Source organism: Luteibacter yeojuensis (genome assembly GCF_000964085.1).
GTDB classification, from domain to species: domain Bacteria; phylum Pseudomonadota; class Gammaproteobacteria; order Xanthomonadales; family Rhodanobacteraceae; genus Luteibacter; species Luteibacter yeojuensis_A.
On sequence record NZ_JZRB01000078.1, the window covers coordinates 1 to 14685 of the forward strand.

Here is a 14685-nt window from a genome sequence, read left to right on the forward strand (position 1 = left end):
CGCGCAAGCGCGCTCCCACAGACGGAGCCTCCCCGGAAGGCGAGCCGGCTTGTTGCCGGAGGCGAGCGAGCCGGGAAGCCAGGTCGCTCATGCGGCGGCGCCGAGGAGTTCGAGCACCTTTGCCGCCAGGGCCTTCGGGGTTTCGTCCCGGTGCTCGTCAGCCGCCAGCACGGGGCCGACGCACGCGGGGCAACCCGCCTTGCACGCGCAGCCCTGCACCGTGGCCAGCGCATGGCGGACGAGTTCGGGCGCGCGGCGGAACAGCGGTTCGCTGAGGCCCACGCCCCCAGGGAAGTTATCGTAGAGGTACACCGTGGGAAGGAACCGCTCGAACGCATCAGGCAGTGCCAGCGAGCCATCCGGCGCGCGCACCTGCCCCCGCCCACCGGCGTCGACCTGGGCCGACCAGCCGCCGTCGCCCGAGCCCACCGCTTTTTGCAGATCACGCGGCTCGGCCATGACGGCGACGATGGCCGCGGTGTGCAACGCGTAGGCCGCGCCGAGGAACCCATCGAGCGCGTGCTGCCGTGAGCGGAACACCTCGTCGAGCAAGCCCTGCGGCAGCTGCCACCACGCGGCCGTGGAGTGCAGCTCCTGGTCCGGCAGGTTCACCGGCCCGTAGCCGATGTTCTCGTGGGTGTAGTAGCGGATTTTCTTGTAACCCGAGACGCGGCGCACGACGTGTACCTCGCCGTGCCGCGCCGTGCCCTGCCCCGCGTTCGCGGCATCGAAGCACTCCAGTTCCTTCAGCTTCGTGTAGTCGATGGCGTCGGTGTAGTAATCGACATGCGTGCGCGTGCAGTAGGCCTTGCGGCCTTCCCAATCCAGGCGCTCCACCTGGTACGGCACGCTCTGGATCATGTGGATGGCCCCTTCGTACAGGGTGAGCGCCGCCGCCGAGTAATCCACCTCGGCGATGATCGCCTGGCGGCCTTCGGTGCGGTCGACGACGACGAAGTTGCCATCGGCCACCGAGCGCAGGCTCACGGCATTGGCCGGGTAGCTGTCGGCGATCCATTCCCAGCGATCGCCCTCGCGGTGCAGCACCTCGGCCTCCTGCAGCACCTGCAGGTACGGTTCCGCATCGTTCGGCCCGAACGGGTCGCTGCCCACGAAGGGCAGCTCGAACGCGGCGCAGCGGATGTGGTCGAGCAGGATCAGTGGCTGGTCGGGCTGGATGCGCGCGTGCTCGGGGCTGGCCTCGGTGAGGAAGGCCGGGTGGCGCATGAGGTACTGGTCGAGCGGCGCGCTGGTGGCCACCAGTACACCCAGCGACGGTTGCTGGCGGCGCCCGGCGCGGCCGAAGCGCTGCCACGTGGCCGCGATGGAGCCGGGGTAACCATTGAGCACCACGGCGTCGAGGCTACCGATATCCACGCCCAGCTCGAGCGCCGAGGTGGAAACGATGCCATCGACGTTGCCGGCGCGCATCTCGCGCTCCACCTCGCGCCGCTCCGTGGGCAGGTAACCGCCGCGATACGCGCGAATGCGCGGCGCCTTGCGCGTGTCGTGGTCAAACACATCCTTGAGGTACTTGGTGAGTACCTCGACCATGAGCCGCGACTGGGCGAACACCAGCGTTTTCATCTTCGCCTTGATGGCGACGCGGGCGATGAGGTTGGTCTGTGAGCGCGCCGACGCGCGCAGGCCGAGGTCGGGATTCACCACAGGCGGGTTCCAGAGCAGCACGTGCTTGTCACCGCTGGGCGCGCCGCTGCCTGCGACGGTGAGCACCTCGTCTTCGATCAGCGCCTCGGCATGCTCGGTGGCGTTGCCGATGGTGGCGGAGCACAGCACGAACTGCGGCCGCACGCCATAAAAAGCGCAGATGCGCTTGAGCCGGCGCAGCACGTTGGCCAGGTGCGAGCCGAACACGCCGCGGTAGGTGTGGATCTCGTCGATGACCACGTAGCGCAGGTTCTCGAAGAACTGGGCCCACTTGGTGTGGTGCGGCAGGATGGCCTGGTGGAGCATGTCGGGGTTACTCACCACCACGTCGCCATGCAAGCGGATGGCCTGGCGGGCATCCCCCGGGGTATCGCCATCGAAGGTGAAGGCCTTGACGCCGAGATCGCCCGCGCGGTTGAGCTCCAGCAGCTCGGCGACCTGGTCCTGCGCCAGCGCCTTGGTGGGGAACAGGTACAGGGCCTTGGCGCCAGCCTCAAGCACCGACGACACCACCGGCAGCGTGTAACAGAGCGTCTTGCCCGAGGCCGTGGGCGTGGCCACCAGCACGTGCCTGCCCGCGCGGGCGCCCTCCCAGGCTTCCTGCTGGTGCGAGTAAAGCCGCTCGATGCCGCGCGCGGCCAATGCACCCGCCAGCGGCGCCGGCAGGTCGGCGGGCAGCGGCACGAACTGGCCGGGCCGCCCGAAGACGGTGAACGCCGACGCCACCCGGTCGCCGTATTTGTCGGTAAGGCGATGCGCCAGCGTGCGGCCATCGTGGGGGTTGGCGAGGACCGCGTCGGCCTCGTCGGTACGCTTTGCTTGCAGGTAGGCGGCCATGGCGATCGGACACGAAGGCGGGGCCCGTTTATCGCCCGGCCCGGTCTCAGATCCTGCGACGCCCTGGTTAGTGGGTGGTGCTGGCCTCGGCCGGGATGGCTTCGTAGCGCCAGTTGCCGTTTTCGTCCTCCACCTTGAGGTCGGCCTCGTTGCCACGCTGGGCACGGATCGCGGCCACCAGCGCGCGGGCGTGGCTGAACGCCTCGTCGCGGGTCGGGAACTGGCCCACCATGTCGGCATTGCGCCGCACGATCCACTGGCCGCGCGGCGCGGCGTTGTATGGCAGGTAGAGGATGGTCCGGGCCAAGGGCGCACTCCGCGAAGGAGGCCCATGCCCCCGTGCCGATGACGCTAGGGGCGGATTCGTCGCAGGCGCGTCACGGCAAGGTGGCGGCCGCGGTCACGCTAGCCCGAATAGGCGTTGCGGGCGGCGACGAGCCAGTGGGCATGCTGGCAGCCCTTGTCCATGGCCGCATCGACGGCGGCGCGCTCGTCGAGGAATTCCTCAAGCAGGGTGATCATGACGAAGTCGCGCGGCCCAGCGTGCACCGGTTCCACGATGTAGGCAGCTTTCCACAACCCAGCGGGGTTGCGGAGGGTGCGTACCTCGACACAGTACTGGCCAACGATGCGCCGATGCATGTCGCGGATCTCCTCACGGGCGACGCGAAGCGGTCAGGCCGATTCTTGCGCCTTCGCGCCGCCGATGACAAGGATTATCTGAACGATCAGGCCTTTGGCGGTGCCTGGCCGGTGAGGCCCTCGCCGCTGGCCGGGATCGAGAAGGTCTTCGACTCGCCCTGGCCCACGGTGGCGTCGGCCTCGACGCGGTCGCTGCTGCAGGCACCGTGCGGCATCATGGCCAGCTTGCGGCTGCCCGACGGCACGTGGAGCACCAACTGCTGGCCAATCTCCATGTCGGCCACCACCTTGTCGTCGAGGTAGATGGCGCTGGAGCACCCGGCGCCCCACAGGCCCTGGTCGCGGACAATGGTCAGCGTGGCATCGCCGTCGGCAGCGTCCTGGTGGCTGAACGTGGTGCTGGAGAGCACGTCGTGGATGCCGACGTGGCGTTCGTTCTGGGTGGCGCAACCGGCGAGGAAGACAAGGCCGGCGATGGCGAGGTAACGCATGGCGGGTTACTCCGTGGGGATCCTGCCCAGCATTCTTTCGCACATGTGCACCCGTGGTGAAGTGCCATGACGCCGCCTGCACGCCACCGGCCGAACAATGCCGCCCCACCCGCCCCCAAGGAAGCTCCCGCCATGGCCAGCCGCGACTGGATCGACATTGAATCGTTCGAGGCCATCGACGACATCGGGGTGTTCGACCGACCCGATATTCCCAAGGTTGAGGCTGTTCTCAGTGGTGCGCCCGAACGGGAGTGGCAGCAGTTCTTCGCCGTCCGTGCCCAGGCCCTTGAGCAGAGCCACCCCGGCCTGCGCATGGAGATCCTCGCCGACCGCCTTGGCTTCCACACCCGCGCCGCCCACCTGGAGGAGACGTGCCTGCTGGTGAACGACGCCGTGCAGGGCACCAACCACGATTACGCGGCGCAGAAAGCGGCTGAGGAAAAGCGCATCGCCGACCGCGACCAGGAAGTGCGTGACCTGCTCGCGCGGGTCAAGTCGTTCAACAGCGACTGGCCCCCCGAGCCGGCCCGCGAATAGCTTGCGCAAAGGGGGCGGTAGACGGATATTCTCCGCCCATGAGCAACCGCCCCGACGCCCTTGTTTTCGACCGCGCCAGCATGGTGGCGGAGACCGTTGCCATGGTGCTGGACGACGCCGGCTACGCCGCGCGTGCCACGGTCACCTACCGCGACGCCAAGCGCGCGTACCAGAACATGCCTGAGCTTTCGCTGCTGGTGATCCACGCGGATACCCCGGGCGAGCGCCGCGGCACCGCCCTGCTCCAGGCGGTGCTGCGCGAGCGGCCGAAAACGGCCATCATCGTGGTCTCCAGCCGCCTGCCGGAAGACCTGGAACCCTTCCCGCTGAGCGCGGTGTTCCTCGAGAAGCCGTTCGACCGCGCGCAGTTGCTGGAGGCGATCGACCGCGCCCGTGAATCCCGCCCGCGGGTGCCCCGCTAGCGCTCCATGCGGTGCAGCGATTCCCGGGCCATCCGCCAGCCCTCGGACATCGCCATCTTCTGCGATTCGTACGACACCCCACCGCTGTCGCTGGTATCGATGATCGTGGTCCCGTCCCGCGCGAACACGCGGTAATCGAAGGTATAGCGCGGCGCGTCGGCGGCGCTGCTGTCGCGCAGGCATTCCACGTCGATCCGGGCGTCTTCATCCAGGTCATGGCCCATGGCACGCTCCTGAAGGCTGTCGGGAGGCCGAGTGCACCAAGGTCGATATAAAAACCGCGCGAACGGACGGGAAAAAAACCGTCGAGCTAGGCGTCCAGCGTTTCGAACGTGACGCGCATCGCGCTGAACTCGACCAGCGTGTATAGCGGGAACACCTCCGCCAGCGCCGATATCTGCATGATCACGTCCTGCAGGTCGGCATCCTCGTCCAGGGCATCCACCGTGCGCACGGAGACGAGTTCACACAGCATGACGAGGGTGCCCGACTCCGACCGGGCCAGCCTGGGTGAGAAATCGCTGAGATAGCCCTTGGCCCGCGCGATGGCGAGCCCGGCACGCACCAGCCCGATGAGTTCGGAATCATCCGGCCCCGCCGTTGGGCGCAAGCCGACCATCAGCAAACGAGCCATGCGCGCCTCCCCCGGACGCCGCGAGTGTGGGCCCGGGCGTGGCGGCTGGCAATAGGCTTAGCGCGGCGGCGGGCGCTCGCCGGGGCGCAGCGTCAGCACCTGGACGCCATGGCGGGTCACCGCCACCGTGTGCTCGAATTGTGCCGAGAGCTTGCCGTCCCGTGTGTGGACGGGCCACGCGTCGTCGCTGTGCAGGATGGCCGCGCTGCCCTGGTTGAGCATCGGCTCGATCGTGAAGGTCATGCCCTCTTCCAGCACCACGCCGGTGCCGCGGTGGCCGTAGTGGAGCACCTGCGGGTCTTCGTGCATCTCGCGGCCGATACCGTGCCCGCAGAATTCCTTCACCACGGTGTAGCCCATGGCGCGGGCATGTTTCTGGATGGCGAAACCCACGTCGCCCAAGCGCGCGCCGGGCCGCACCGCGGCGATGCCCTTCCACATCGCCTGGTAGGTGGCTTCGACGAGGCGCCGCGCGGCGTAGCCCACCTCGCCCACCAGGTAGGTGGTGCTCGAATCGGCGATATAACCGCCCTTCTCCAGCGTGATATCGAGATTCACGATCTGGCCGCTGCGCAGCACGTCATCCGCCGACGGCACCCCGTGGCACACCACGTTGTCGATGGAGGCGTTCAAGGCATAGGGAAAGCCGTACTGGCCCTTGCTCGCGGCCCGCGCGCCAAGGCCGTCGACAATGAACGCCTCCACGCGGTCGTTGATGGCCAGGGTGCTCATGCCCTCCATGGGCAACGTGCCAAGCATCTCAAACACAGATGCCAGCAACCGGCCCGACTCGGCCATCAGCGCCAGTTCGTGGGGCTGCTTGATCATGCCAGCGTGGGGGCGTCGGCCCTGACCCCCGCCTCGCGCAGCTGCCGGGCCACCAATTGCTGGAAGCTAAGCTCGGGGTGCAGCTCGCAAAGCATGCCGATGCGGATCCAGAAATTAGCCTGCGCATTGATCGAGCGGCTGCTCACGGTACACGCGCGACGCAGCTGGTCGTGCAGCTCGTCGTCGATGTTCACGATGCCCATGGGCGACGCTCCGGCGGAAGATATATATGAAGCATATACGAATCGTATATGCCGTGCCACCCATGGCGCCGCCCCGCCGATCCTGCCACTGTGTGCGCATGTGCGGACGCTATGCCACGTACGGCCCGGCCAGCATGTCGCGCGAAGCCCGCGACGTGCTCGAGCGGCTCGAGCTCGATCTCAGCAGTGAGATCAACCAGCGCGAGGATCGCTTCAACATCGCGCCCACGCAGCGGGCGTTGGTCGTCACGGCAAGCGAGGCGCGGGCGGAGGTGGGCCTGTGCCGCTGGGGCCTTGTGCCGTCGTGGGCCAGGGACGTGGCCATCGGAACCAAGATGATCAACGCCCGTCGCGAGGGCCTTGCCGACAAGCCGGCCTTCCGCGCGGCGGTGAAGAAGCGCCGCTGCCTGGTGCCCGCCTCGGGCTACTTCGAATGGCAGGGTGAGAAAGGGGCGAAGCAACCCTTCTTCATCAAGCCACCCGATGGGCGCTTGCTGATGTTCGCGGGGCTATGGGAAACCTGGCGCGGCGCCGAGGGAGCCGAGCCGCTGCGCACCTACACCATCATCACCGGCGAGCCGGGCAAGGTGGGTGGCGACATCCACGACCGCCAGCCGGTGATCCTGGCGCCGGACGCGTGGGAAGACTGGCTGTTCGCACCGCCCGATGTCGCGCTGCCCTTGCTGGCGGCCGCGAACGAACCCGAACTGGTGTATTACCCCGTGCCGAAGGCCGTGGGCTCGCCAAGGAACGATGGGCCCGAACTGGTCGAGCCCATCGCAGGCCTGTTCTAGAGGCAGCTGATGGCTTCTTCGCGGAAGCGGCCGTCGTAGTCGGCGCCTTTCTTCTTCTGCAGTTCGCGCATGACGACCTGCGCGCCGGCACCGTTGGCCGTGACCTCCAGGCGCTCGTACTTGCCGTCGTCGCTGGCGGTGACCACGCCCTTGTCGTCCTTCGCGTCGCCCTTGGCATCCTTCGCGAGGGCCTGCCACTTCGGCACGACGCACTCGACGTAGGCCGGCACGCCCTTGCCCGTCTTGCTGCTGAGCTTGGGCAGGGTGTCTTTCATGCCGCTGGTGGCGCAGCCGGCCATGAGCAGGCAGCCGGCGATCGCAAGAACATGTTTCATGCTGGATTCCACGATGAGGTCCCGGGGATTCTAGCCGAGAGCGCGCGTGGGAATCAGGTCCCCGCGCGCGCGACCGCGCTGGCCTCCACCCTGGCCAGCTGGTTATTGCTGCACTTCAGGTAGCTCGACGAGCTGAGCCACTTCTTATCCGGGTAGTACGAGAAGACCATCTGGCCGCCCTTGAGGGCGTCGATGAGCTTGTGCGCAACGGCGGTGCTCACCGCGGGGCAACCCCAGCTGCGGCCGATGCGGCCGGCCACCCGGGCCATGGTCTCGCTGACATAGGCGGCGCCGTGGATGACGATGGCGCGGGCCAGCGCGTTGCTGTTCACGCCGGGCTCGAGGCCCGTCATGCGCAGCGAATACCCGTTCTTGCCCATGTAGGTATCGGAGGTGCGGAACAGGCCGATGCTGGAAGCCAGGCTGTTCTCGGCGTTCGAGAACCGGGTGCTGTCCGCGTCGCCGCTGTTCTTGCCATGCGCCACCAGCTCCTGGAAGAGCAGCTTGCGGTTCACCGTATCGAACACCCACAGGCGCGGCTGCGATGACGGCTTGGAATAGTCGATGACGGCAAGCCGCGAGGACTGCGGGCCGCCCTGGCTTTGCGCACACTCGGCCGCCTGGACCGCGAGCCCAATGACTTTCGGGTCGGCCTTGGGGGCCAGCTTGGCGAGGGCGTCACCCAGCGAATCGGCGGCATGCGCCTGGAGCGGGAGGAGAGCAAAAGCACCGAGCAGCGGTGCGGACGCAAGAAGCGTACGAATCGTTCGGATCATCAGGCCAGCCGGGGGTACTGCAGGAGGCCCGATCCTAACGTGGTGATCATTTAATCACCACAACATCGTCACATCGTTGCCCTTGATATATGTGAAAGGGTGAAGGATCACCGCGGATAAGACTGGAATTGATAGCTGATGACTATGGACAAGCGGTTTGGTGCGCAGGTTGGCGCATGGCTCATGGCAGTGGCCCTGCCCTTGTGCGGCAGGGCCCAGAGCGTCTCGCCCCCTGCCGGGGCGGCGGATCCGCCGCCTATTGTCGCGCCGGCCTCTTCGGCCAGCGTGGCCGTGCCCCCGCCCCCACCCGCGAGCGACCCCGCGGCCCAGGCCATTTATGCCCGCATCGTGGCCATGGCGCCCATCCAGGGCGGCCCCCTGACCCGGCAGCAGGCAGCCATCGGCCAGGTGCTCACCGACTTCTACACCCAGCGCCACTATGCCCCGGCGTGGGCCGACGCCGATAACGTCGATCAATTGTTCGCCGGCCTGGCCTCCCTGGCAGGCGATGGGCTACTGCCGCAGGATTATGGCCTGGACGCGTTGCGCGACACCTACCAGGCACCTGGATTCAAGGACGCGAGCCCTGCACAACGTGCCGATTTCGACCTGCTCGCCACGCGGGCCTACATTACCGCGCTGGTGCAACTCACCCGCGGCAAGGTCGACCCGGCGCGGCTCGACCCGGTGTGGAACATCGACCCCCAGGCCCTCGACCCGCAGCAAGGCCTGGCCATGCTCGAGACCTCGATCGACGAACGGTCGGTCGGGCGGGCCTTCGACCAGGCGCGCCCGCAGCACCCGCTGTACGCGAAGCTGCGCGACGGGCTGGCCCGGCTGCGCGACGAATCCTCGCGCGGCGACTGGCCCACCATCCCCGATGGCCCGTCGCTGAAGCCCGGCATGAAGGATCCGCGCGTCGCCGCGCTGCGCGCGCGCCTGGTGGCCGGCGGCTACCTCGACCCGGCGCAGGCAAAAGGCCAGCATTTCGACACCCCCGTGGCGGACGCGGTCAAGCGCTTCCAGCAGGATCATTACCTGGACGTGGATGGCGCCGTCGGTACCGACACGCTGGCCGCGATGAACGTCTCCATCGGCCAGCGCATTGGCCAGGTGCGCGCGAACATGGAACGCGCGCGGTGGCTGCTCCACGCCCTGCCAGCCACCTTCGTGGTCGTCGACGTGGCCGGGTTCAAGATTACCTATTACCGCGACGGCGAGCCCGTGTGGAAGTCGCGCGTGCAGGTGGGCAAGCCTTACCGCAGCACGCCCATCTTCCGCTCGCAGATCAACTACGTCACGTTCAACCCGACGTGGACGATCCCGCCCACCATCCTCAAGAACGACGTGCTGCCGAAGATCCGCGCCAACCCGGGTTACCTCGCCAGCAACCGCATCCGCGTGCTCGATAACGCGGGCAACACCGTGGCGCCGGCCAGCGTGAACTGGGCCAACCCGCGCGGCATCACCCTGCGCCAGGATGCCGGGCCCGGCAACTCGCTGGGCCAGGTGGTCATCCGCTTCCCGAATTCGTTCGCCGTGTACCTCCACGACACGCCGCACCAGGAGCTCTTCTCGAAGGCCAAGCGCGACACGAGCTCGGGCTGCATCCGCGTCGAGCACCCGCTCGACCTCGTGCAATTGCTCTTCAACGATGACGAGAAGTGGAGCCGCGACGCCATCGACCAGCGCATCGCCGAGGGCAAGACGCAGAACGTGACCCTGCCGGCCACCGTGCCCATCCTCCTTGCCTACTGGACCGTCGATATCGACGACCAGGGCCGCCTCGCCTACAAGAACGACATCTACGATCGCGACACGCCACTGCTCGCCGCGCTCGACAAGCCGCAACCGCTGCAGGCCCTCTAAGCCGCCCCGTGGCGCGTTTTGCCGCAGCCCGGCCTCGCTGGCCGGGCGTATACTGCGCCGATGAACGCCCCCCTCGAAGCGACCGAAACCACCCTCCACGACCAGGTGCGGGACGAGGGCTTCGCCTTCGTGCACGGCGACACCATGCGCGAGCTGGTCAGCCACGTGGCCGGCCTTGGTGACTGGCCGGCATTCGCCGCCAGCTGGAACGCGCTGGAACCGGATACCTACCTCGCCGCCACCGGCCGCTTCCGCCGCCGTCGCCACGCCACCTATGGCGCGGAGCGCTTCGGCCACGTCGAACCCCGGCCGCACCAGGCGCACTACCAGGCCCTTGCCTACAACACCCTCCAGGGCGACATCGAGCGCTGGTTCGAGCCCGTGCTGCCCGAGATCGCCACGGGCCGCACCATGCTGGCCATCCTCGATTTCTGCCGCGATTTCTTCGGCGGGCACTCGCCCGAGGTGCCTTTCTGGCATATCGAAGTGCACCAGTTCCGCATCGAGGCCACGGCCGGCGCGGCGGGCGAGCCCACCCCGGAAGGCAGCCACCGGGATGGCGTCGATTACGTGCTGGTGCTGTTGGTCGACCGCGAGAACATCGCCAGCGGCACCACCACCATCCACGCCCCCGATGGCCGGGCGCTGGGCGAATTCACCCTCGCCCACCCGCTGGATTCGGCGCTCATCCACGACCCCCGCGTGTTCCATGGCGTGACCCCGGTCACCCCGCTCGACGCGGGCAAGGCCTCGCACCGCGACGTACTGGTGGTGACGTTCCGCGCCAACTGACCCGGCGCCGCACCGAGACGGCCGCATGGGCGGATGTCCCTGATTCTCAAATTTCCGACATCTGGCCGTGCCACAATGGCCGCAACGCCGTTGCAGACCCAAGCGATGAACTCGTCCGGTAAATACGATTTCAAACAGTTCCAGGACGAACTCGCCGCGCTCGACCGCAAGCTTGCCGACAAGCCCGTCGTGGCTGCGCCCGTTGTCGAGAAGCGCAAGCCGGGTCGCCCCAAGGCCATCAAGGTCGATCCCCTCGCCGAGCCGCGCGAGGCCTTCGGCAAACTCCGCGTCCGCTACGGCCTCACCGTGGCCGATGTCATCGCGTGGTTCCCGGAAGAAGAAGGCATCGCCTACCTGCAGGGGCTGCTGGCGCAGCCTGCGCCAAAACGCCGCCGGAAGAAGGCCGACGACACCGCGACCTGAGGGCGTACGATGGCGCCATGTCATCGCGCACCCGCACCCCCGGCCTCCGCTCCCTGCTCTTCGCCTACCGCGGCACCATCATGCCCGTCATATGGCGGCGCATCCTCTACACCGTGGTGCTGTCGCTGCTCGTTGCCGTGCTCGATCTCCGCTACGGGTGGTTCAGCGGTGGGCTGAACGCCACGCCGCTCACGCTCATGGGGCTCACGCTGGCCATCTTCCTGGGCTTCCGCAACCAGGTGGCGTACCAACGCTGGTGGGAGGCGCGAAACCTGTGGGGTGAACTCGTCACCGTGGCGCGCGACCTCGCCCGGCAGGTGCGGGCGTTCCTGCCACGCACCGGCGCTGAAGAACGCGGCCGGCTCATCGGCATGGTCATCGCCTTCGCCCATGCCCTGCGCCACCACTTGCGGGGAACCGACCCTACGGCCGACATGCGGCCGTGGTTATCCCCCCGCCTTGCCGAAGAAACCGCCGCTGCGTCGAACCGGCCCGCATTTCTCATTGATCGCTTCGGCCTGGCGCTGGCCGATGCCGCCCGTGCCGAGGGCGCCGACCCGATACTCCTCGCCACCCTCGACGGCAAGGTAAGCCAACTGTCGCACGTGCTGGCCGGCTGCGAGCGCATCAGCGGCACGCCCATCCCGTTCTCGTACATCCTGCTGCTGCACCGCTCCGTGCACGTGTATTGCTTCTTCCTGCCGTTCTGCCTCGTCGGCGTCATGGGCTGGTTCACGCCCGTGGTGGTGGCCATCCTCGCCTACACGTTCTTCGGCCTCGACGCGTTGGGCGACCAGATCGAAGACCCGTTCGACATCATGCCGAACGACCTGCCGCTGGAGCGCTACAGCGCGGTGGTGCAGGACGATTTGCTGGGCCTGTTGCGCGAGTGAGTTCCAGCGGCCTCAGAACACGTGCCGCAGTAGCCAGAACAGCACGGCCGCGAGGGCGATGGATACCGGGAGCGTCAGCACCCATGCAAGAAGCATGTTGCGCACGGTGGTCCACTGCAGGCCCGAGCCATTCGCCGTCATGGTCCCGGCGACACCGGACGACAGCACATGCGTGGTGCTCACCGGCAGCCCGAAGCGGTCGGCGGCACCGATGGTCAGCATGGCGACGATTTCCGCCGAGGCGCCCTGCGCATAGGTGAGGTGCGTCTTGCCGATGCGCTCGCCCACCGTGCGCACGATGCGGCGCCAGCCCACCATGGTGCCAAGCCCAAGCGCGATGGCGACAGCCACCTTCACCCACGTAGGGATGAACTTCGTCGCCTTGTCGAGCAGGCCGTGGTAGTTATCGAGCACCGCCTGGTCATCCGGCGAGAACGCCGGCTGCTTCGCCTTCGCCATGATGCGCAGGGCTTCCGAGCTCAGGTACATATTGTTGCGCACGTTGTTCACCTGGTCGTGCGGCACGTCGGCCAATGACGGGCGCTGCGCGACCTGGCCCGCCACGGTGGCGGTGAGCGCGCCAAGGGCGGCCATCACCTGCGGCGTGGCGTCCTTGGTCTGGATGTAGTGCTCCAGCTCGGCGCGCGGGTTGGCCACCGGGGTGGCACCCGTGGCGTACTTCGAAAGGGTCTCGCTGGCGTGATGCGCCACCGAGACGAAGGTCTGCGTCTCGCTGCTGGTCACGGCCTTGTTCAGCGCGTACGCGCTGGGCACGGTGCCGATGAGGATGAGCATGATCAGGCCCATGCCCTTCTGGCCATCGTTCGAGCCATGCGCGAACGACACGCCGGTGCAGGTGAGGATGAGCAGGCTGCGCACCCAGAACGGCGGCGGCTTGTCGCCGTGCGGCTCCGCGTACAGTTCCGGCACCTTGATGAAGGTCTTCATCGCCAGCAGAAGCAGATAGGCCGCGGCGAAACCGATCAGCGGCGAGAACAGCAGGCTCTTGCCCACGCTGAGCGCCTGGCCCCAGTCCACCGCCGCGTTGGCGTCGTTCGCGCTCATCATCTGGTTCATCACGCCCACGCCGATGATCGAACCGATCAGCGTATGCGAGCTGGACGACGGAAGGCCGAACCACCAGGTGCCCAGGTTCCAGACGATGGCCGCGAGCAGCAGTGCGAAGACCATGGCGAAGCCGACGCCACTGCCCACGTTCATCACAAGGCCGATGGGCAGCAGCTGGAGCACCGCGTACGCCACCGCGCCGCTGGAGATCAGGACGCCAAGGAAGTTCCACGCACCGGACCACACCACCGCGAAGGTGGCCGGCAGCGAACGCGTGTAGATGACCGTGGCCACGGCGTTGGCCGTGTCGTGGAAGCCGTTGACGAATTCGAAGCCGAGCGCGATCAGCAACGCCACGCCCAGCAGCACGTATTCAAACGCAGGGCTGGCCGGGGCCACCGTGAGGTCGTGGCCGAGCTGCGAGCCTATGTAGATGAGGGCGGCGAGGAGGATCCCGCCGAATACCAGGAGGCTGACCATGCGGGTCTGGGGGGAGCCTATCGCCTGTTCGCTGAGCACGGTGCTGTTCATCGCTTGCCTCCGGTCATGACCCACCCACAACTAGCAAGGCTGTGTGACCGTCGCGTTTCAGAATTTCCGCAAACGCCAGGCGGGCTGTCACATGCTATATACGGCGGGATGCCACCCAAGACCACGCCCAGCATCCCAACCGCCCTGGCCCTCTTCGCCTCCCGCGAATGCCGCGGCATCGCCCGGTCGTTGGCCAACACGAAGGACCGCCACGGCGGCATCCACGCCGCCCGCAAGGGCCTGCGCCGGCTTAAGAGCCTGCTGCGGCTGGGGTCCGGGGTGTTCGGGGGCGCCCTGGTCGATATCGAAGCGCGCATCGGCAAGCTGGCCAACGGTCTCTCGCCCCTTCGAGACGCCCACGTGGCCGTGACGCTCGCGCACCACCTCGCCGGCCCCCGGCCCACCGCGGCGTGGGCGGATGCCATCACCACGCTGGAACATCGCCAGGACGGCCGGCTGGTCGAGGCGCTCCTCAAGGATCCGCGTTTCCTCAAGCGCCGCCATGCGGTGCGCGAACTGGGCGACCTCATCGAACGGCTGCCTTGGCGTGCCGTGAAGCGCGGCGTGGTGGAGGCCACCATCGACAGCCAGCTCGAGCGCGTGGCGAAGGCCGAAAAACGCGCCCGCAAGGCGGCCACCCCCGCCAACCTGCACCGGTGGCGCCGCCGCGCCCGCCGCCTGCGCATGCAGCTGCAGTACTGGAAACGCGTGCTGCGGGCCACGCACAAGACCGCGCACCAGCGTGCGAAGCAGGACAAGGCCGCCACGCACGCCATGTCGAAGCTCTCCGACGCACTGGGCATGAAGCAGGACCTGCGCGCGCTTCGCACGAACTTGCGATCGTTACGCAAGCCCGCGATGACCGCGCCGCTGATCGAGCAGATCGCGCTTGAACTGAAGAAATACAGGAAAGTCGGCTAACTGTGGGAGCGCGCTTGCGCG

At 67.6% G+C, this 14685-nt stretch carries 19 protein-coding genes; 8 read left to right on the top strand and 11 right to left on the bottom strand.

Annotated features, from left to right (window positions below):
• Window positions 1–87: 87 nt before the first annotated feature.
• From VI08_RS19795 to VI08_RS19810, 4 genes are all read right to left on the bottom strand, one after another.
• Window positions 88–2505, bottom strand: coding sequence for a DEAD/DEAH box helicase (locus VI08_RS19795; RefSeq protein ID WP_045831365.1), 2418 nt, complete (start codon window positions 2503–2505; stop codon window positions 88–90).
• A gap of 67 nt (window positions 2506–2572) precedes the next feature.
• A complete protein-coding gene (locus VI08_RS19800; protein ID WP_045831366.1) occupies window positions 2573–2812 on the bottom strand; it encodes a DUF2188 domain-containing protein in 240 nt (79 codons plus the stop codon).
• Between the two features lie 98 nt (window positions 2813–2910).
• A complete protein-coding gene (locus VI08_RS19805; RefSeq protein WP_045831367.1) occupies window positions 2911–3147 on the bottom strand; it encodes a hypothetical protein in 237 nt (78 codons plus the stop codon).
• A gap of 86 nt (window positions 3148–3233) precedes the next feature.
• Window positions 3234–3638: a hypothetical protein gene (locus VI08_RS19810; protein WP_045831368.1), complete on the bottom strand. Its 405-nt coding sequence runs from the start codon at window positions 3636–3638 to the stop codon at window positions 3234–3236.
• A gap of 132 nt (window positions 3639–3770) precedes the next feature.
• Here VI08_RS19810 and VI08_RS19815 point away from each other — a divergent pair, with 132 nt between their 5' ends.
• Both VI08_RS19815 and VI08_RS19820 read left to right on the top strand, forming a co-directional pair.
• Entirely contained in the window at window positions 3771–4175 is a 405-nt protein-coding gene (locus tag VI08_RS19815) for a hypothetical protein (protein WP_045831369.1), read from the top strand.
• Between the two features lie 38 nt (window positions 4176–4213).
• The gene (locus VI08_RS19820; RefSeq protein WP_045831370.1) at window positions 4214–4597 is read left to right on the top strand and encodes a response regulator; all 384 of its coding nucleotides are present in this window, start codon (window positions 4214–4216) and stop codon (window positions 4595–4597) included.
• Here VI08_RS19820 and VI08_RS19825 read toward each other — a convergent pair.
• The 4 genes from VI08_RS19825 to VI08_RS19840 all read right to left on the bottom strand — a co-directional run bounded on the left by VI08_RS19825 (window position 4594) and on the right by VI08_RS19840 (window position 6262).
• Window positions 4594–4821 (bottom strand): hypothetical protein, encoded by a 228-nt coding sequence (locus VI08_RS19825; RefSeq protein WP_045831371.1) that lies wholly within the window; start codon window positions 4819–4821, stop codon window positions 4594–4596. The two genes, VI08_RS19820 and VI08_RS19825, sit on opposite strands and share 4 nt — an antisense overlap.
• An 86-nt stretch (window positions 4822–4907) precedes the next feature.
• Window positions 4908–5231, bottom strand: coding sequence for a hypothetical protein (locus VI08_RS19830; protein ID WP_157130529.1), 324 nt, complete (start codon window positions 5229–5231; stop codon window positions 4908–4910).
• A gap of 57 nt (window positions 5232–5288) precedes the next feature.
• Window positions 5289–6059: a type I methionyl aminopeptidase gene (map, locus tag VI08_RS19835; RefSeq protein WP_045831373.1), complete on the bottom strand. Its 771-nt coding sequence runs from the start codon at window positions 6057–6059 to the stop codon at window positions 5289–5291.
• Window positions 6056–6262, bottom strand: a complete 207-nt coding sequence (locus tag VI08_RS19840; RefSeq protein WP_045831374.1) for a ParD-like family protein — start codon at window positions 6260–6262, stop codon at window positions 6056–6058. The genes map and VI08_RS19840 overlap by 4 nt, the downstream gene beginning before the upstream one ends.
• A gap of 98 nt (window positions 6263–6360) precedes the next feature.
• Between VI08_RS19840 and VI08_RS19845 the strand changes: the two genes are divergently transcribed.
• Window positions 6361–7056, top strand: a complete 696-nt coding sequence (locus tag VI08_RS19845; protein WP_045831375.1) for an SOS response-associated peptidase — start codon at window positions 6361–6363, stop codon at window positions 7054–7056.
• Here the strand turns inward: VI08_RS19845 and VI08_RS19850 are convergent.
• Complete coding sequence (locus VI08_RS19850) at window positions 7053–7391, bottom strand: hypothetical protein (protein WP_045831376.1); 339 nt, start codon at window positions 7389–7391, stop codon at window positions 7053–7055. The genes VI08_RS19845 and VI08_RS19850 overlap by 4 nt on opposite strands.
• 53 nt (window positions 7392–7444) lie before the next feature.
• Complete coding sequence (locus VI08_RS19855) at window positions 7445–8167, bottom strand: murein L,D-transpeptidase catalytic domain family protein (protein WP_045831377.1); 723 nt, start codon at window positions 8165–8167, stop codon at window positions 7445–7447.
• 138 nt (window positions 8168–8305) lie between these two features.
• On the opposite strand from VI08_RS19855, the gene VI08_RS19860 reads away from it, so the two are divergent.
• The 4 genes from VI08_RS19860 to VI08_RS19875 are packed head-to-tail and all read left to right on the top strand — an operon-like array spanning window position 8306 to window position 12144.
• On the top strand, window positions 8306–10036 hold the full coding sequence (locus VI08_RS19860) for a L,D-transpeptidase family protein (RefSeq protein ID WP_157130530.1): 1731 nt from the start codon (window positions 8306–8308) through the stop codon (window positions 10034–10036).
• A gap of 60 nt (window positions 10037–10096) precedes the next feature.
• Complete coding sequence (locus tag VI08_RS19865) at window positions 10097–10828, top strand: 2OG-Fe dioxygenase family protein (protein WP_045831378.1); 732 nt, start codon at window positions 10097–10099, stop codon at window positions 10826–10828.
• A 33-nt stretch (window positions 10829–10861) separates the two neighbouring features.
• Window positions 10862–11251 carry a 2-hydroxyacyl-CoA dehydratase gene (locus VI08_RS19870; protein ID WP_232309606.1) on the top strand — a complete coding sequence of 130 codons (390 nt, stop codon included), beginning with the start codon at window positions 10862–10864 and terminating at the stop codon, window positions 11249–11251.
• Window positions 11252–11268: 17 nt separating this feature from the next.
• The gene (locus VI08_RS19875; protein WP_045831380.1) at window positions 11269–12144 is read left to right on the top strand and encodes a bestrophin family protein; all 876 of its coding nucleotides are present in this window, start codon (window positions 11269–11271) and stop codon (window positions 12142–12144) included.
• A 12-nt stretch (window positions 12145–12156) separates the two neighbouring features.
• On the opposite strand, the gene VI08_RS19880 is transcribed toward VI08_RS19875, so the two are convergent.
• Window positions 12157–13743 (bottom strand): inorganic phosphate transporter, encoded by a 1587-nt coding sequence (locus tag VI08_RS19880; protein WP_045831381.1) that lies wholly within the window; start codon window positions 13741–13743, stop codon window positions 12157–12159.
• A gap of 108 nt (window positions 13744–13851) precedes the next feature.
• On the opposite strand from VI08_RS19880, the gene VI08_RS19885 reads away from it, so the two are divergent.
• Window positions 13852–14664 carry a CHAD domain-containing protein gene (locus VI08_RS19885; RefSeq protein ID WP_052698078.1) on the top strand — a complete coding sequence of 271 codons (813 nt, stop codon included), beginning with the start codon at window positions 13852–13854 and terminating at the stop codon, window positions 14662–14664.
• Window positions 14665–14685 lie beyond the last annotated feature (21 nt).